The organism is Providencia sp. (assembly GCF_003533305.1).
In the GTDB taxonomy this organism is placed as follows: Bacteria; Pseudomonadota; Gammaproteobacteria; order Enterobacterales; family Enterobacteriaceae; genus Providencia.
The window spans coordinates 158,230-175,381 of the sequence record NZ_DOEH01000009.1; the positions used below are offsets into that span (position 1 = coordinate 158,230).

At 45.0% G+C, this 17,152-nt stretch carries 24 protein-coding genes; 18 read left to right on the forward strand and 6 right to left on the reverse strand.

The annotated features are described in order from the left end of the window. Nucleotides 1-32: 32 nt before the first annotated feature. From DD649_RS03385 to DD649_RS03470, 18 genes are all read left to right on the forward strand, one after another. Nucleotides 33-1,082 carry a phage major capsid protein, P2 family gene (locus DD649_RS03385; RefSeq protein ID WP_294103595.1) on the forward strand — a complete coding sequence of 350 codons (1,050 nt, stop codon included), beginning with the start codon at nt 33-35 and terminating at the stop codon, nt 1,080-1,082. Between the two features lie 20 nt (nt 1,083-1,102). Continuing rightward, nucleotides 1,103-1,798, forward strand: coding sequence for a phage terminase small subunit (gene gpM, locus DD649_RS03390; RefSeq protein ID WP_294103596.1), 696 nt, complete (start codon nt 1,103-1,105; stop codon nt 1,796-1,798). Nucleotides 1,799-1,901: 103 nt separating this feature from the next. Continuing rightward, nucleotides 1,902-2,390: a head completion/stabilization protein gene (locus DD649_RS03395; RefSeq protein ID WP_294103598.1), complete on the forward strand. Its 489-nt coding sequence runs from the start codon at nt 1,902-1,904 to the stop codon at nt 2,388-2,390. Next, a complete protein-coding gene (locus DD649_RS03400) occupies nt 2,390-2,593 on the forward strand; it encodes a tail protein X (protein WP_154611095.1) in 204 nt (67 codons plus the stop codon). The genes DD649_RS03395 and DD649_RS03400 overlap by 1 nt, the downstream gene beginning before the upstream one ends. An 18-nt stretch (nt 2,594-2,611) precedes the next feature. Then, complete coding sequence (locus tag DD649_RS03405) at nt 2,612-2,899, forward strand: potassium channel protein (RefSeq protein ID WP_154611096.1); 288 nt, start codon at nt 2,612-2,614, stop codon at nt 2,897-2,899. Nucleotide 2,900: 1 nt separating this feature from the next. Further along, nucleotides 2,901-3,437: a lysozyme gene (locus tag DD649_RS03410; RefSeq protein ID WP_336429058.1), complete on the forward strand. Its 537-nt coding sequence runs from the start codon at nt 2,901-2,903 to the stop codon at nt 3,435-3,437. Then, complete coding sequence (locus DD649_RS03415) at nt 3,437-3,958, forward strand: lysis system i-spanin subunit Rz (RefSeq protein ID WP_336429060.1); 522 nt, start codon at nt 3,437-3,439, stop codon at nt 3,956-3,958. The genes DD649_RS03410 and DD649_RS03415 overlap by 1 nt, the downstream gene beginning before the upstream one ends. Continuing rightward, on the forward strand, nt 3,955-4,113 hold the full coding sequence (locus tag DD649_RS03420) for a preprotein translocase subunit SecG (protein ID WP_294103614.1): 159 nt from the start codon (nt 3,955-3,957) through the stop codon (nt 4,111-4,113). The genes DD649_RS03415 and DD649_RS03420 overlap by 4 nt, the downstream gene beginning before the upstream one ends. After that, nucleotides 4,113-4,571, forward strand: coding sequence for a phage tail protein (locus DD649_RS03425; protein WP_336429063.1), 459 nt, complete (start codon nt 4,113-4,115; stop codon nt 4,569-4,571). The genes DD649_RS03420 and DD649_RS03425 overlap by 1 nt, the downstream gene beginning before the upstream one ends. Continuing rightward, nucleotides 4,564-5,202 carry a phage virion morphogenesis protein gene (locus DD649_RS03430; protein ID WP_336429065.1) on the forward strand — a complete coding sequence of 213 codons (639 nt, stop codon included), beginning with the start codon at nt 4,564-4,566 and terminating at the stop codon, nt 5,200-5,202. The genes DD649_RS03425 and DD649_RS03430 overlap by 8 nt, the downstream gene beginning before the upstream one ends. Continuing rightward, nucleotides 5,199-5,828, forward strand: a complete 630-nt coding sequence (locus DD649_RS03435; RefSeq protein ID WP_336429067.1) for a phage baseplate assembly protein V — start codon at nt 5,199-5,201, stop codon at nt 5,826-5,828. Before DD649_RS03430 ends, DD649_RS03435 begins: the two co-directional genes overlap by 4 nt. Next, nucleotides 5,825-6,166: a GPW/gp25 family protein gene (locus DD649_RS03440; protein ID WP_294103624.1), complete on the forward strand. Its 342-nt coding sequence runs from the start codon at nt 5,825-5,827 to the stop codon at nt 6,164-6,166. The genes DD649_RS03435 and DD649_RS03440 overlap by 4 nt, the downstream gene beginning before the upstream one ends. A 4-nt stretch (nt 6,167-6,170) precedes the next feature. Continuing rightward, a complete protein-coding gene (locus DD649_RS03445) occupies nt 6,171-7,082 on the forward strand; it encodes a baseplate J/gp47 family protein (protein WP_294103626.1) in 912 nt (303 codons plus the stop codon). Further along, entirely contained in the window at nt 7,075-7,686 is a 612-nt protein-coding gene (locus DD649_RS03450) for a phage tail protein I (protein ID WP_336429072.1), read from the forward strand. The genes DD649_RS03445 and DD649_RS03450 overlap by 8 nt, the downstream gene beginning before the upstream one ends. Continuing rightward, a complete protein-coding gene (locus DD649_RS03455; protein ID WP_294103630.1) occupies nt 7,683-9,365 on the forward strand; it encodes a phage tail protein in 1,683 nt (560 codons plus the stop codon). The genes DD649_RS03450 and DD649_RS03455 overlap by 4 nt, the downstream gene beginning before the upstream one ends. Next, nucleotides 9,365-9,991: a tail fiber assembly protein gene (locus DD649_RS03460; protein WP_294103632.1), complete on the forward strand. Its 627-nt coding sequence runs from the start codon at nt 9,365-9,367 to the stop codon at nt 9,989-9,991. The genes DD649_RS03455 and DD649_RS03460 overlap by 1 nt, the downstream gene beginning before the upstream one ends. 267 nt (nt 9,992-10,258) lie before the next feature. Next, nucleotides 10,259-10,729, forward strand: coding sequence for a hypothetical protein (locus tag DD649_RS03465; RefSeq protein ID WP_294103634.1), 471 nt, complete (start codon nt 10,259-10,261; stop codon nt 10,727-10,729). 69 nt (nt 10,730-10,798) lie between these two features. Beyond that, nucleotides 10,799-11,137, forward strand: a complete 339-nt coding sequence (locus DD649_RS03470) for a hypothetical protein (RefSeq protein WP_294103636.1) — start codon at nt 10,799-10,801, stop codon at nt 11,135-11,137. Between the two features lie 128 nt (nt 11,138-11,265). Here DD649_RS03470 and DD649_RS03475 read toward each other — a convergent pair whose 3' ends face one another. Genes DD649_RS03475 through DD649_RS03500 form a run of 6 tightly spaced genes read right to left on the reverse strand, consistent with a single transcriptional unit; the run spans nt 11,266 to nt 17,026 of the window. Beyond that, entirely contained in the window at nt 11,266-11,697 is a 432-nt protein-coding gene (locus tag DD649_RS03475; protein WP_336429076.1) for a phage tail protein, read from the reverse strand. 3 nt (nt 11,698-11,700) lie between these two features. Continuing rightward, nucleotides 11,701-14,865: a phage tail tape measure protein gene (locus DD649_RS03480; RefSeq protein WP_294103642.1), complete on the reverse strand. Its 3,165-nt coding sequence runs from the start codon at nt 14,863-14,865 to the stop codon at nt 11,701-11,703. After that, nucleotides 14,862-15,092, reverse strand: coding sequence for a GpE family phage tail protein (locus tag DD649_RS20045; RefSeq protein WP_326832401.1), 231 nt, complete (start codon nt 15,090-15,092; stop codon nt 14,862-14,864). The genes DD649_RS03480 and DD649_RS20045 overlap by 4 nt, the downstream gene beginning before the upstream one ends. Then, nucleotides 15,008-15,313: a phage tail assembly protein gene (locus DD649_RS03490; protein ID WP_006813026.1), complete on the reverse strand. Its 306-nt coding sequence runs from the start codon at nt 15,311-15,313 to the stop codon at nt 15,008-15,010. Before DD649_RS03490 ends, DD649_RS20045 begins: the two co-directional genes overlap by 85 nt. Before the next feature lie 21 nt (nt 15,314-15,334). Beyond that, on the reverse strand, nt 15,335-15,847 hold the full coding sequence (locus tag DD649_RS03495; RefSeq protein ID WP_294103661.1) for a phage major tail tube protein: 513 nt from the start codon (nt 15,845-15,847) through the stop codon (nt 15,335-15,337). 12 nt (nt 15,848-15,859) lie between these two features. Next, complete coding sequence (locus DD649_RS03500; RefSeq protein ID WP_294103663.1) at nt 15,860-17,026, reverse strand: phage tail sheath subtilisin-like domain-containing protein; 1,167 nt, start codon at nt 17,024-17,026, stop codon at nt 15,860-15,862. Nucleotides 17,027-17,152: the final 126 nt, after the last annotated feature.

Below are 17,152 nucleotides of genomic sequence, written 5' to 3' on the forward strand. Positions count from 1 at the left end.
TCTTAAATTCAAATAAATAAAAGGTTTTTACTATGGGTATCAGTAATGAATCACTCGCGAATTATCTCTCATGGCTTGACCAACAAGCCCGATTAAACGGGGTACGCCGTGAGGGCTCGTCGTTAAATTTTAGTGTTGATCCAACGGTTCAGCAGCGTTTAGAAAAAGCCAAAATGGAAAATAGCCCATTTCTAAAACAAATTAATTCATTTGGTGTGACGGACCAGGAGGGGCAAAAGGTATTTGGTTCCGTAAATGGACCGATCGCTAGCACTAACACCTCTAACACCGATCGCCGTAATCCTGAACAAGTGAATGATGAAAATAGCGACGATTATCGTTGCGAGCAAACGAACTGGGATACTTACGTACCTTATTCATGGCTCGATGCATGGGCGGGGCACCCTGAATTTCAGCCGATGATTAGCCAACTAATTGCACAGCAAGAAGCGAATGACCGCTTAATGATTGGTTTCAACGGTATTCAGCGAGTGAAAAAGTCCAATAAAGCCGAAAATCCATTATTACAAGACGTCAATATCGGTTGGCTACAAAAAATCCGTGAAGCAGCGCCACAGCGCGTGATGAAAGGCGTCACACTGACTAATCGTGATGAAAATGGAAAGATCATTGCCAAAGGCACGTATGCCAATGTGGATGCGATGGTATTTGATGCGGTGAATTCACTGTTAGACCCATGGCACCGCCGTGCGCAAGGTTTAGTGGCCATCACGGGCTATCAGCTTTATACCGATAAAAATTTCAAAATCATGAACAAGCACAGTGAGCAAAATCCCAACATGGAAATGCTCGCCGGTAATGAATTATTGAAACTCAGTTCAATGGGCAATTTACCAACGCTACAAGTGCCATTTTTCCCTGATGGCACAACATTAATCACTACCTTTAAAAACCTCTCAGTGTACTGGCAGAAAGGCAAATATCGCCGTGTGATCAAAGATGAGCCGGAATATAACCGCGTAGCGACGTATTCGTCGGGGAATGAGGGCTATGTAATTGAAGATTATGGCCTATCTTGCCTGATTGAAGGTATCAACTACGCAGAAAATAAAGACATTTAAGCCAATATTAGGGAAACCAAATGGAACATTTAACACCGGCACAGCAACATTGGCAAAAAGTGATGGCCTCACGTCGTGGTGAATCTAATGGCGAAATGTCACGAGCCGATATGACAGCATATGAAAATATTTTGCATCGTCTACGTGCTGACCAATCGCAGTTAAGCAACATTCAAGGCAACGACCGAAAAGCCGCTTATAAACGTGAAATCTTACCTAATTATCAAGGTTGGATTGAGGGTGTGTTGGAAAGTCAAAGTGGTGTGGCCGATGAGGTCTTTACTCGCACCTTGGTTTGGTACATCGACGCCGGTTTATATGCTGATGCGTTAAAAATGGCGGAATATGCCATTCAATTTAATTTGCCGTTGCCTGATAACTACAACCGCACCTTAGCCACTGTTTTAGTGGATGAAATTTGCGACTGGTCATTAGCCGTTAAAGCCAGTGGTAAAGAGGGTGAGGTGACAGCGTCACTTGATGAGTTGCTAGTGTTAGAGCGCATTACCGAGAAGTCAGATATACCCGATGGCGCGCGAGCCAAGTTGTATAAGGTGATTGGTTTAACACTAAAAGGTGATGAAAATCAACAAGCTTTAGCACTCGAATATCTGCAAAAAGCCATTCTTATCGATAAAGACATTGGTGTGAAAAAAGAAATTGAACAGCTATTACGGGCAGTTCGCAAGCAAGACGACGAAACGCCTAAAAAATAGCAATAACCGAGTTGCACCCGCAAGCCACGGAGGCACAGCAATAATAAAGGGCTAATCCTCTTATGTTATCGCTGTCCACCTCCGTTTTCTCAGAGGGTAAATCATGAGCTTAGTGGCTACAAAACAGATCCATTCCGTACAAGAAGAAAGCATTAACGATGGTGACGAAAAAATCACCTCGGGCGACTTCTGGCCAGTGATTGTGCTTGCTCAATTAAGGCAGTCGATGCGCTTGACCGGCAATGTCACTACAAGTCGATTAAAGCATATGGCCACGGAAGCGGTTTTGTATGTCAATCAGCTATTGGATGAGTGGCGTGAAGTACAAAAAAATAACGGATTCAATCAATTATCTGAGGTGCCTTCACCTCAAATTAACGACACCACGGCGATAATTTTTCGTTATCACCATGCGGTGTATAGCTTCACGAAAGCGTTATTGATTGAAAACTACCGCGATATCGACACAACACGCGAGGGTGAAAAGCACGCTCAAGCCCTAAGTACACAAGTCGATGATTTACGCCGCGATGGACAAAATGCGGTGCGGGATATTCTCGGTAAATTACGCATGTTTGCGGAGCTCGTTTAATGAAAGTGCAGGCGTTGCAAGGTGACACCGTTGACCTATTATGTTGGCGGCATTATGGGCGCACTCAGGGCATTGTGGAACAAGTATTACAGGTCAATCCGAATCTGGTAGAGGGCGGCATACAGCTTGCCGCGGGGCAATGGGTGGAACTACCCGATATTGCACCGGCGGCACAACAAGAAATGATCCAACTTTGGGATTAATAAAAAGGGATTAATAGCATGAGTGAATGGTACAGCCGCCTATCTTACACCCTTTCAGGATTCGGTAGCTTCTTCAGCGGGTCAGGCATTTTAGGTTTTTTTGGTGATTTTTCTTTGTATGAATGGGGTTTCTTGGCTGGGCTGATTGCCAGTATTTCGTTAGGTGTAATGACCTATCGGCTAAACCGTCGTGAGCAGATAAAGCGCACTCGTATATTAGAGCGTTATTTTTCACGCCATCCCATTACTGAGCGTGATATTCAAAACATCGTAAAAGTCACAGAGCAATCACCAAAGGATTTATGAAATGAATACAAAATCACGATTAAGTCAGGCGGTAATTGCGTTGATTATTTCAGGTGCCAGTGGCGGTGCGATCCTCTCCGGCTTTTTGGATGAAAAAGAGGGTAATACACTCAAGGCTTATCGTGATGCGGGCGGCGTTATCACCATTTGTCGCGGGGTAACGCGTATTGATGGCCAGAAAATCAAACTGGATACCAAACTCACGCAAGGGGAATGCGACAAATTAAATTGCATTGAAGCAGATAAAGCCATTTCATGGGTTAAACGTCATGTTTATGTACCACTCACAGAGCCACAAATTGCTGGTATCGCGTCATTTTGCCCTTATAACATTGGTCCTTCCAAATGTTTTTCATCCACCTTTTATCGAAAGTTGAACGCTGGTGATATCAAGGGCGCCTGTGCTGAATTACCCAAATGGACGCGTGATGGCGGCAAAGATTGCCGACAAACCAAAGGCCAGCCAAACGGCTGTTATGGCCAAGTGATCCGCCGTGACCAAGAGGCCGAATTACTGTGCGGTGAGTGGAAGCAATGATGGTCAGTTATCGTCATGTTTTATTAGGATATTTGGCTGTTGCGCTAGTCAGTGGTGGGGCGGCAATCGGTATCACTCGATTGGTTTATCAGTCCAAATTAGATGCAACTGAATTGGGGCATCAGATGGCGCTAAATGCTATCAGCGCCCAAGCCTTTATTGATGCGACTGAAAAACTCGCCCAATTACAAAAAGCACAAGATACCGCGCATCAGCTTGATGTGGCCTATAACCAGAGGTTATTAAATGAACAAAATGATTCTCAGCGTTTGCGTGATGATTTGCTCACTGAGCGTCGCCGCGTGCGGTTCGCCAGCGCCGACCTTGCAACCTGTCAGCTCGCCATCAATCACACTGCCCGCACCGGCAGCGTGGGCGATGTTGCCGCCGTCGGACTCACTCGAAAAGGTGGACTTATTGTTCACGATATCCGAACCGGAATTAAGCGAGACAGAGCGAAAATAAGCTATTTACAGGGCTATATCCGTGACGTGATCGACCAGTGCAAGGCGAACAAATGAAATACGTCACTTTGTTATTTATCACACTGTTTTTAATTACCTTTTTCTTTAGTGGCTTGGTGCTATTACAAGAGCCTAAATGTGCTACGGCATCACCACAAGAACGCGTTGAAATGCGTTGCCAAAAAGCACTGTATGACTATCGGGGGAAATAATGCTAAAGCCGAACTTATTACGCCAAATTATTGTTGAGCAAATTCCTTTCTTCAAGCAAGACCCTGATTTATTAGAGGTCTATATAACAGAGGGCGGCGTACAGGCCACGGGTACACAATCAGCCTCTTACTTGAATGAATACCAAATTCAGGTGTTGGCCATGGATTATACCGGCGAGTTAAGCGAGCTCTCATTGGCGATATTGATGTTTGCCCGAAAGCATCAGCCAGACTTGTTATTTAACCCTGATAAACGGGCGAATGGCATTCGTTACAAAGCGGATATTCTCGACAATGAAAAAATCGACGTGCTGTTTACCATTCAAGCCTCTGAACGGGTGATCGTCAAAAAAGAGAATGGAAAAATTACTCAGACTCATATTACAGAGCCAACACCAGCACTGCCGATGCCTGCATGGGATATTGTCATTGATGAGGGGGTGATGACTCATGAGTGATAACAACCTGTTTATGCAACTTGAAAATGAGCTTAATGGCTTGTTATCCACAACCTCACCGGCTTATCGCCGAAAACTTACTGGCAAATTGGCGCGGGCAATTCGTGCCGACCAACAAAAGCGTATTCGCAGTCAAAAAAATGCGGACGGTTCGGCCTATAAGCCTCGTAAACACAAGGTATTACGGGCACAGCAGCAAATTCGGTTTATTCATCGTGGTGATGTTCGAACTTTGAGAAATTGGCAAGGTTCAAAAGGCAAGAGAGGTAAAACTATCACCGGATTTGATGAAGATAGAGGCGCGGTAAGAACTTTTTATCGTCAAGATATTGCCCGTTTTCTAGATATCAATTTTTCATCGATAAAACGCAGTACCAAGCGTAAAGTCCCGATGTTTAAGCGACTCAGAGCAGCGCGATTTCTACATATCCGTAATAACCAAGACAGTGCGATTGTGGGCTTTCAAGGCAAAGCCGCCGCCATTGCCAGAGAGCATCAATATGGGCTTGAGGGCGCGGTGAATCAATTGGCGCGGGCGCGTTACCCAAAGCGTGAGTTGTTGGGGCTTTCAGAGCATGAGCGCCTTGGCTTGTTAGAAATGATTTATCTCGATTTAGTGGGGCAGCTATGAATTCACAAGAGCTATACCGCTTGCTCAGCAATATTTTCCGTCAAGGTGTGGTCACCGAGGTGGATTTAGACACTAGTTGTTGCCGTGTTCAATCGGGTGAATTGGTCACGGATTGGATTCGATGGTTAGTTTATCGCGCCGGTGAATCTCGCAGCTATTGGGCGCCAACGGTGGGTGAGCAAGTATTGATTGGGGCAATGGGAGGCGAGTTAACCACCGGTTTTGTCCTTGGGTCGCTGTATAGCAATGACAATCCCGCGCCGTCACATTCAGCTAATGCATTGAACCATACCTTTTCCGATGGTGCGGTTATCGAATACGAGCCGGAAAACGGAACATTAAAAGCGGTTGGCATTAAAAAAGCGGTGATTGAAGCTAGTGACGAAATTACGGCCACAACTAAAAAAGTGATTTGCAAAGCCTCTATTGAAATCAAATTTGATACACCGAATGTGATTTGCACAAACAATCTCACCACTGCCACGTTAAATGTGGAAAAGGGCGGTGAAATGACCGGTAACTTTAACCATACCGGCGGGGCGATAACCTCCAATGGTGTGGTTATTCATACTCACCAGCACAGTGGCGTGCGTTCTGGCGGTGAAACTTCAGGGAAACCCGTATGAAGTATTGCGGTATGAATGCGAAAACAGGACGCAGCCTAAATGATGGTGAACATATTCGCCAAAGTATCGCCGATATTTTGCGAACGCCGATCGGTTCGCGAGTGATGCGCCGCCAGTATGGCTCAATGTTATATGACCTGATTGACCAACCACAAAACCCTGCGTTGCGCCTCAAAATTATGAGCGCGTGCTATATGGCACTGATGCAGTGGGAGCCGCGAGTTAGGTTGCAAGCAATTGATTATGTTCGTTCAGATATTGGCGAAATGGCGGTGAGTTTATCCGGCGTGATAGTGCCATCGGGTGAGCCAGTTTCGATTTCTATTCCTGTGAGGTAAAAGTATGGCAGCCAGTATTGATTTAAGTTTATTACCCGCACCGGATGTGGTCGAAATATTAGATTTTGAGGTGATATTTAGTGAGCGCAAAGCCGCATTAATTTCTGCTATGCCGTCGGAAAAGCGGGAAGCTATCGCCCGTACTTTGGAATTAGAATCCGAGCCCCTAACCAAATTACTGCAAGAAAATTGTTACCGCGAATTGATTCTACGCCAGCGCGTCAATGAAGCAGCGCGTGCAAGCATGGTGGCTTTTGCTACTGGCGCTGACCTTGATCAACTCGCGGCCAATAATAATGTTCAACGCCTAATATTATCCGCCGGCGATGAAAATGCTATTCCACCTATTGCGCCGGTGTATGAGTCAGATTCTAACTTACGTTTGCGTATTCCTGCCGCCTTTGAAGCGCTAAGCGTAGCGGGTCCGATTGGCAGCTATGAATATCATGCTCGCAGTGCTGATGGTCGGGTATCAGATGCCTCAGTGATTAGTCCTGCACCGGCTTATGTCACCGTAACGGTGTTATCTCGTGAGGGAAACGGCAGAGCACCCGTTGATCTCATTGAAAAAGTTACTTTAGCGTTAAACGATGAAGATGTTCGCCCCGTAGCTGACCGTGTCACCGTGCAGACAGCTACCATTGTTAACTATGAAATTGACGCCGTGATCTACTGCTATCCCTCGCCTGAATACGAACCGATCACCGCCGCCGCCGAGGCGCAATTAAAACGTTATACCACTCAACAACATCGGTTAGGCCGTGACATTGTTCTCAGTGCTATTTATGCCGCGCTACATGTTCAAGGCGTTCAGCGTGTCGAACTGAAAAAGCCGGTTGCCGATATCAAGCTTGATAAAACGCAAGCCAGTTATTGCACACAAATTAATGTGGCACTTGGGGGATCTGATGAATAGCCAATTATTGCCGGTTGGCTCGTCACCGTTAGAACTCGCAGCGGCTGAATCACTCGCGCAAATTGAGCGCGTGCCTATTCCTATTCGTGAATTGTGGAACCCTGATTTATGTCCAGTACATTTGCTGCCGTATTTGGCGTGGGCGTTTAGTGTTGATCGCTGGGATAAAAACTGGTCAGAAAAAGCCAAGCGAGATGCGATTAAAGCCGCGATGTTTATTCATAAACACAAGGGCACAATCGGAGCCTTACGCCGTGTGGTTGAGCCATTGGGCTATTTAATTCGCGTGATTGAGTGGTGGAAAACCAACGAAACCGCCGGCACGTTTCGCCTTGATATCGGTGTTCTTGAAACCGGTATCACTGAGGAAATGTATCAAGAGTTAGAAGCGTTAATTTTTGATGTGAAGCCAGCGAGCCGTCACCTTATCGGGCTGACTATTCGGCTTGAAACGCGGGGCGATATCTACTGCGCCGCATCAAGCTATACAGGCGACTCAGTGACTGTTTATGCTTATACGCCGCCGCTAATTTCTGTCTCTGGCCTTGATGTTCACGGCGCAGCTATTCACCTAATTGATGAAATGAGGATTAATCCACAATGAAATACTTTGCTCTACTCACTAAATTAGGTGAGAACTTATTAGCCCAAGCCACCGCGCTAGGCACAAAGCTAGAACTAACGCATATGTCCGTCGGTGATGGCGGCGGTGCATTACCGACACCCGATACGAATCAAACAAAGCTAATCGCCGAAAAACGTCGAGCGGCTATCAATACCTTGTTTATTGATGAAAAGAATAAAAATCAAATTGTTGCAGAGCAGATTATCCCTGAATCCGAGGGCGGTTGGTGGATACGTGAAATCGGTCTGTTTGATAAAGCCGGTAATTTAATTGCTATCGCAAACTGCCCCGAAACCTATAAACCACAATTAGCTGAGGGCTCAGGCCGCACACAATCAATTCGTATCGTATTAATTGTGAGTCACACTGAGTCAGTCACATTAAAGATTGATCCATCGGTAGTACTTGCGACCCGTGATTATGTGAATACTGAAATCACTGTAGTCGATAAAAAGATTGATGCACTATCGGCGCAAACCAAACTGGATTTAAATAAAAAATTCGATAAAGCGAATATTTCAGGCCAGAAAGGCAACGATAACGACAGAGTCCCTAGTCTGAATTTGTTTACTACAGAAATTGGTAAGCTTGCAGTAATTGGGTACAGCTATTCAAAAATTGAATCAGACGGCAGATATCAACCTAAAGGGAATTACGCACCTGCGGGTGACTATGCAACCAATACAGCATTAAACAACGGCCTTAATTCTAAAATGGATGTAAGGTTCATGAATACCGGAGTTGGTAACGATGTAACATGGAAAGGACAACACGCGTTCACGCAAGTAGGGATTGGTGAGGTTGGAATGGGTGGTAAGCGTATGTGGCTTACATTAGATGGACTTTCTATGAATCCAACAGGTAACAGTTTTTATAACGTTAAATGGCCTGAAAGAGCAGGAAATTTAATGCTCCATGGTGATTTTGGCGTCGGTAGTCAATCTGTGTACTCCAGTATTGATAAAACCCGCCCTACTGTTAATGGATTTCGCACGTATGATGCCTCATTGACTAATACAATTAATAAAAATTTGATTGGCGTTACCTTATCTTGGGCTGCTAATGGAGCAGGTAGAGCCGTAAAAGTACTTGCGTGCGAGGGAGGCAGTGCTGCATATCCAAACTGGTACTCATTATCTTATACAAGCAGTGAGACCGTTCCCTTTACTCAAATGTTTTACACAACAGCCAATGCTAAAACGGATCGGAACGGACACTTAAAAGTATCAGGTATATCTGAGGAACTTAGTGATTATCCGGTAGGCGCACCTATTCCATGGCCTCAAGCTACCGCTCCGTCAGGTTTTTTAGTTTGCAATGGCCAATCATTCAATAAAACAACGTATCCACTTCTAGCAAAAGCATACCCAACAGGAGTTTTACCTGATTTGCGGGGAGAATTCCTTCGTGGCCTTGATGCTGGGCGTAATATTGATAGTGGACGTGTAGTTTTGTCTAATCAGGTGCATTCATACCAACAGCATACTCATGATATTAAATTGAATGGGGCGAGTGGTAATGGGGGATTAGAGACAAGAGCTATGCGTACGCTTGGTCAGAACTTAGGTACATTAAATTTTACGACAGAAAACTCAGGCTCAAGTGGTGAAACTAGACCTCGTAACATTGCATTTTTATATATCGTGAGAGCAGCATAATGAAAAATTATAATTTAGAGATTGAACAAGCCGAAATTGGTGACAATGGTTTAGCAACAAAAGCAGGTTGGATTAAAGTCTATATTGCAGACCCACAAACGCGCGAATATTTAAACGCAAGCATGGAGAATATTTATTTTGATGTGAGTGTATCAGCGGGTGCTTATGTTGACGCGCCTGAATTACCTACAAAAACAGGTTTTGCGGTAGTTCGCAGTCAAGATGAAACGAAATGGGAAATTGTTGTAGACCATAGGACAAAAACCGCTTACAGCACTGACAACCGCCAACCGATTGAGATTGATTTTATCGGTGATTTGCCGCCGACATTGACTTTGTTAGAGCCGAAAACTGAGTTTGATAAGTGGAACGGCAAAAAATGGGTCACTGATGTTGAAGCGCAAAAAGCATCATTTGTTGCTATAGCGGATAACGAAAAAAACCAGCGATTAGAAGAAGCCGAGCAACAGATATTAATGCTTGAACGTAAAACTCGCCTAGAAATGGCAACTGATGAAGAAGTTGCGTTACTAAAACAGTGGGAAATATACAGTATTAAAGTTTCTGATATTGATACTTCATTAGCCCCAAATATTGAATGGTCAATGAAACCGGAAGAAGATTAATCTATCTTAAAGCCCCCAGTCAGTGGGGCTTTGTCATCAAATGCTTATAGCGATATTCACTCTTTTTCCCTCACTGATTCATTCTCTCCACTCAACAATAAATATCGTTAAAAAATTATCAAGAACACCAAGAAAGGGAGATAGGAAATTATTTCGTTAAAATTGTGTGTTAATTGTCCAGTCAGCCCAAAGTGAGACATACATTAAGATAATTAATATATTTATTGTGTAGAATCATTTGCGTGTATATTAATTATGGGAAGCACCATGTTCCAACCGCATATTTTAGCTTTGAAAGGCCCAATCAATATAGGTAAAACTACCACAATAAAAATTGTTCGTAGAAAGATATTGGATCATTATGGAAATCAGGCTATAGAAACAGATTTTTTAAGTAAAAGAGCAACATCAGATATTAAACGTATTATCGAAATAGGTGAGTTTAAAATTGGTATTGAGAGTCAAGGTGATCCAGTTGGACCTTCTAAAGGGCTAGGACGTCTTCATGATAGTCTCAAATATTTTGATGAACAAGGATGTAATTTGATTATTTGTACATCAAGAGACAGTGGAAAAACTGCCGAATATATCAATGCATATGAATCTAAATATACCATTATTTCCTATAAAAAAATAAAAGAACCTGAAAATAAAATGGAATCTATATGGAATATAACCGCTACAGAAATATTTAATAAAGTAATTAGCCTATATGATGATTTTAATAAGGCCAAATAATATAAGTAATAAGACGTAGTCATGTAATAGTTTTATTTATTATTCATCTTACAATCCTCTGGAGGTCATATGAGCGTAAAAGAAAGAATTTTGAGTTATCAGATCACACACGGCGTCTTTGATGGTGAAGATCCAAAGGTCAGCGGTATTGCTCAATATGCTGTTGACAACGGATTCGCTTCACTTACACCTAAGCAGCAGAACGTAATAGAACCGTTCTTGACGCAGAGCTGTTCTGGAATAACCGATCCGGGCGGCTATCATAACGAATGTGAACAAACTTTGATGGGTGAAGAATTGCTAGAAGCCTATGAGCTTTGCGATGATAGTGAAAGCCTTGAATGTGAAAGTTGTCGCAGCGAAAGCAGTTTCCATGCATATCAAAGGGATAGACACGAAAGAGAATAGTTTTTTGATTAATAAATAAGGCCGTCTCCTGAAGTGACCCCATAAAGTTGGGCACTTTTAGTTAAGCGGCTTTTTTGGTTTTTTTATTCTTCATCCGACTAATCGTGTAAATAAAACTGTATTTTTATTCAAAACACTCCCATCAACCCCCCAACATCCACACCCGCCAATCTTTCCCTCACATCTTCACTAACCCGACTTAACGACAGTGTAAAATCTATTTTCTTCGCCTTACCGTCGGTAAAAAACTCGGTCCTATCCATAACCAGATTGGTGATTACATACATACCATAAATGGTTCCTGTACCTTCAATCAAAGGCAGTGGCTTAGCCACATAGGCCGATGTTTTCAGTAATTCCAGCGACATATCACCGCCGGTGACTTCGGGGTAAAGCGTGCCGGCCAGTGTGATTTTATCTTCACCGGCGCCGATGTATTGCCATTTTGCACTGCGGCCAACACGGTCATTTTTCACATGTCGCCAATCAAGGGAATGGTTAAAAGTTTGATAAGGGGCGGTGCGCAGCTCAAACACAAACATGCCGTAAATCATCATCATAATTTAGTCCTGATCTTTTAAGCTGGAACGGCGACGGTTATCGCGTTCACGTAATAATGCGGTTAATTGTTGTTTCACAACGTCGGCCAGTTTCTTCTCGTTATTCACATCAACCCCGTGAAAATGTAATTCAAAAGTATTGTATTCAGGCTGCATGATGTGGCGTTCTGGTCGGGTCGGGGATACAGCCACCGGTATTGCGTTTAATTTGGGCTGAATAGGGGCAAAAGTATTGATAAGGGAATCATTGAGTTGAGATAGCAATGATGGTTGCTTTTGGGCGGCAATACGAGGCTCTCGATACAGACCATCAACCGCTGTCACAGATGGAAAGTTTTTAAATACAATATCGCCGAGTTTATTTTTATCGACACTTTCAGCCGCATCGCTTAACGCGGATTTACTGCCTTTGGCTTTACCCTTTTTCTCTGCGCCGTCATAAACCAAAGTACCGTATTTTTCCGCATTTTCTAACGGGTTAACCTCATTAGCTTTTTGCTGTAACTCGCTATTTTTTTCTAGCTGTTTACCGGCAACCATTACGCTACTGGTGATTTTATTGGTTGCCTCGGCTTGTTGTTTTTTGGCTTGCTCATTGGCTTTGGCGGTTTTTCCTGCATAGGATGAAACCGAATTGAGTACCTTAAATGGGTCTTTTTCGTTCGGGTCAACACCCATGGATCTTGCTGCATCGGCGGCGGCACTGGCTGCATCAGGAATAACGCCAAGCTTTTCTAATATCCAACCTAATCCTTTGGCGACTTGCTGAATTGGCCAAAATAGGGCGCTAATTGCTTTCCCTACCACATCACCAAATACCTGACCGGCTTCAGTGCAGGATTTCAATTCTTCGGTAGACAGTTGAACCGGTGAAAGTAATTCTTTAAACCAATTCCACACCTTGCTGACGGCGTTTGAAATGGCATCAAATATCGGTGCGAATGGGGCAAAGGTGGCACTGAATGTTGCGCCCATCGGGGCAAGGGCAGACGTGAAACCATCCCAAAACCCACTAAAAAAGGCTTTAATCGGTTCCCAGTATTGGTAAATCAGCACGCCAGCCGCCACGATGGCTGCGATAAATAGCCCAACAGGGCTCAATAACAAGGAAAAACCGCCGCCAATAACACCAATCGCGTTACTACCGGCAGCCATTAAGCTACTAAATCCAACGGTAACAAGTCCTTTAATTCCAGAGCCAAGAGCCGTTAATGCCCCCAATGGATTGGTGAATAACAAAGAAAGGGCGCCACCGGTAGAGGCTGCACCAGCAAGAATGCTCGTAAAGCCGGTTCGACTAAGCGCCATCACGCTAGATGAAAGCCGGCTAACAGCCCCTTTGGCATTACCAAATATAGGCAACCAGTCGCGCACGCTGCGACCTGTTTTGCCAATGGAAGGAATTAAACTTTTTAAGCCAAACGAAAACGAGCCTAATTTAGGAATAAGTCCACCGAGGCCGCGGCCACCGGTGAGCATAAACACGCTGAGTCGCATAGCCGCAAAAGGTACAATAACCGCTGCCAAAGCAAGGGCTAAGGCACCGAGTGCAGTGACTAAAGTGGCAATGGCAATCCCTCCGACAGCAAGGGCTTGCGTCATTTTCGGGTGTGCTTTCATCCATTGACCAACTTGACCAATAAAGCCAGTCAATGATTGAGTCACACGCCGCAAAGGGGAATCAACATTTTCTTGGATCTCAATACCGAGATCTTCCCATGCAGATTGCAACTGTTTCAGGTCGCCTTTTAAGTTATCAATCTTAACTTTAGCGTTTTTATCAGCTTCACCTTCGGCGCCCATATTGGCCGTTTTCAGCGCGCCATAACGGCCATTCAGCACTGAATCAATTACCGCGCCCATGCCGACCATCGCCTCCTCGCCGAAGATATCTTTTTTCATGCGAATTTGGCTAGCTTGGTCGAATTTACGCATACTTTTACCAATATCTTTTAATATTGTGTCGGCATCGCGCAATTTTCCGCTGGCATCTTTAACGCTAATCCCTAGCTTGTCGAGGGCGGCTTGACCTTTGCCAACAGGGGCAACCATTCGTGATAAGCCGGCGCGGAGTGATGTACCCGCCATACTGCCACGGATACCGTTATCGGCCATGGTTCCTGCCATTGCTGCCATGCTTTCAAGGCTGACACCGAGCTGTGCTGCAATCGGGCCGGCATAGGTCATGGTTTCACCTAGTTGGCGTAAATCGGTATTACTGCGGGTAAAAGTGGCAGTCAGTACATCAGAAACGCGGTTCATCTCATCCGCTTTCAATTGAAATTGCGTCAAAACATTTGAGCCGATATCCGATGCCTCACCGAGATCCATATCACCGGCTAAACCCATATTTAATACGCCACCTAATGCCTGTTTAATGGCATCTGGCGTAAAACCGGCCATGGCCAAAAACTTCTGACCGGCGGCAACATCAGTGGAGGTATAAGCGGTACTGGCGCCAAGTTCACGGGCTTGTTGACGTAACATGGCGAGTTGAGGCGAGTCCTTATCTAATCGGGTCAGAGCTTGAACAGTCGACATACCCTCATCAAAGTCTCGACCAGGCGCAGTGATTCGGGAGCCTGCATAAAGCGCACCGGCACCGCCTGCGGTCGCGATTGCACCACCCGTTGCTAGCTTATTACGTAACTCTTTTGACTTTGCATATTGGCCTTGCGCTCGAGTCACGGCACCTAGTCGCCGGCGCTGCTCATCTAGCTGCCTATTATAGATTTCCGTTCGCCGAGTCACTTGTGCTGTGGCATCACCGCTTTGACGCGCCGATACGCCATGACGATAGAGTGACGCTGTCACGTTATTAAGCTTTTGTTTCTCTTTGTCGAGTGTCCGGCCGTAGCGATCACGTTCCAAACGGGCAGCGGCTAAAGCTCTTTTTTGCTCATCTGTTTGTTGAGTTAGCGGTGGGTATTGGTCTCGCAATGCTTTGACTTTATTTTTAGCTGTCTCGTAAGCCTGCGAGTTTTGATTTACAGAACTAGAAAGCCGCTCGAAGGTTTTCGATTGGCTTTGTAGGTTGCGGATAGTATTTTGTGTGGCTTTGATTTGCGTCGCTAACCCTGCCGCGCTGCGCTGTGCAGCACTAACAGGGGAAGATAGCTTATTCGCAGCACTTAACGAAACTTTGATATTTAAATTGCGATTACTCATGGTTCATTTCCTGTTCTGGCGGCTGCGCGTTGGTGCCATAACAGGAGTTCAGAGGCCGTCATGGCGTCATATTCAGACGGCGCCCAGTGAAAAACGGTGGCGATATCGGCGATTAACTCATCCGTTTCAACGTTGGGGCACTCTATGACTCGTCCGCGATGTCTGTCATCTCTGGCGGGGAGCTCGGTACTAAAAAATTGGCAATACCCGTCGCTAACGCATTGAATGTCGGAATCGGAAGCTGTGAAACATCACGCTCAGTTAAACGGGGTGAGGTGACGCGCGGCAGCAACTTAATCAGCGAATCCACATCAGAAGTCATCACGTCATACAGTTTTAAACCACGTAGCGCGCCAACTTGTTTCATGGTGTCTGTGATCGTGATTTCAGTCACTTCTTGCCCTGATTCTAATTTGATAGGTGCGTCGAATTGAATAACTTCAGCCATAGTAAATCTTCCTATTAAAAGTTAGTGGCCAATATTGGCGCGATGTTTTTCTAGTATGTCTTTGCCGTTGACTTTCCACACCATATTCAGCAAATCCACTTCAAAGGCCTCTTTGTTATTGATGGTGATCTTGCAGTAGGTGTTTTTGATTGTGTACTTATGCTGCGTGTTATCGCCGGCTTTCGCACTGCCGAAATCAAGCTCAGTAAAACGTCCGCGAGTTTGAATTTCACACGGGAGTGATTCACCGGTTGAATCATCATAGTAGGAGCCAGCAAAACGAAATTGCTTGCCGTCGATTGCGCCGCCCCAACTTTCCAATAATTCAGCTAGCAAACCGCCCATAGTGGCATCCATATCTAATGCGCCTGAATCAAAGCCCATCATGACAGCCACAGAGCCCACCATACCGGCACCCTGATAATCCTCTGTTTTTAATGATAGCTTTGGCGGGGTGACTTCTTCTACTTGTCCAAGGTAGGTTTGGCCATTAATGAATAGGTCAAACAAAAAGAGTTTTTTAGGCATACCCATAATTTAAATTCCTTAGCCCAGTTGGTCGAAAACAGTGAAATATTCGTCAGTGAATTCCTGCGTTAAAGACAGGTTTTCCAGTGGCGGTACGGGGGTGTATTTATAGCGAATGTGCGCCTTGCCATCGCGTAAGTTTTCTTTCGGGTTATCCGATGGGTCATACCAGCATTGGAAGCCTAATAAACGCCCTTGAGTGACTAATTGCGCGCCTTTGCGGTTGATCCCATCAACAATATCTTTCACCAGTGAGGGGGTGAGTGTTTTGTCGATATAACTAAAATGCGCCTCGGCGATCATTTCAGCCAAGATTTGTGCGGTGCGGGTATACACTTCAAAAGTATAAGTTTCATTATCGCCGGTGCGATTGCCCCAAATACGGTAGCCATCGCGCTTAATTAACGTGGTGATTTGATGGCTGTTTAAATCATTGGCGTCGGTGTCTTTACCTTGTAGCGTCCAGTAAATATCTGCACTTATTCCGAGAACACCATTCACTGGCACGTTGGAAATTGACTTATGCCAGCCTTGTTCTGCATCAATCTTGGCACGTAAACCAATGGCGTAAGCGGTGGCTGGGATGGTCTCATTTTTACCGCTTTGTACGTTGTAGGCGATAAACTCAGGGTAGATGATCATCACTTCGCGTTGATTAAAATCCTCACGATATTTCTTCGCCTCGGCGATGGTTTTACAGCCGTTCGCGCTGATATAAGCAAAAGCTTTGATTTGTTCGGCAAAAATAGCAAGCTGCATGGCAACCGGCTTGGTGTCCAATTTTGGTACTGCCAAAATGCGTGGACGTTCCCCGATATTGGCCTCTGCGGTTAATAATGCATAAAGGCCGGTATAACGGCCATCGTCACCAGTGCCACCAATCACCAATTGATCTTGTGTCTTTTCGTCACCGTATTTTGCTTCAGCGACACGTACAATGACTATTTTTGGACTACATTGGTCATCAATGGCTTTCAATGTGGTGTAAAGCGTGCCGGTTTTACCCGCTTTACTGAGTACCGTTTTAATGCGTGTGACTAACACGGGGGTATCGAGTGGGAACGCATCGGGGTCGGCATCTTCTGCGGTGCAGACAATCCCAATCACGGAAGTGTCGATATCTCGAATAAGGGTGCTGAGGTCGGTGGTTTCATGGACTTCAACACCGTGATGATATACGGCCATCGTTATTATCTCCTGATGTCTATTTATCTTTATTCTCAGGGATGTTTGATAACAAATCATGCACTTAGGGTTCTCACAGGCACCAGAGAACCACGAATGATTGCTCACCTACGCGCGCGACGACAA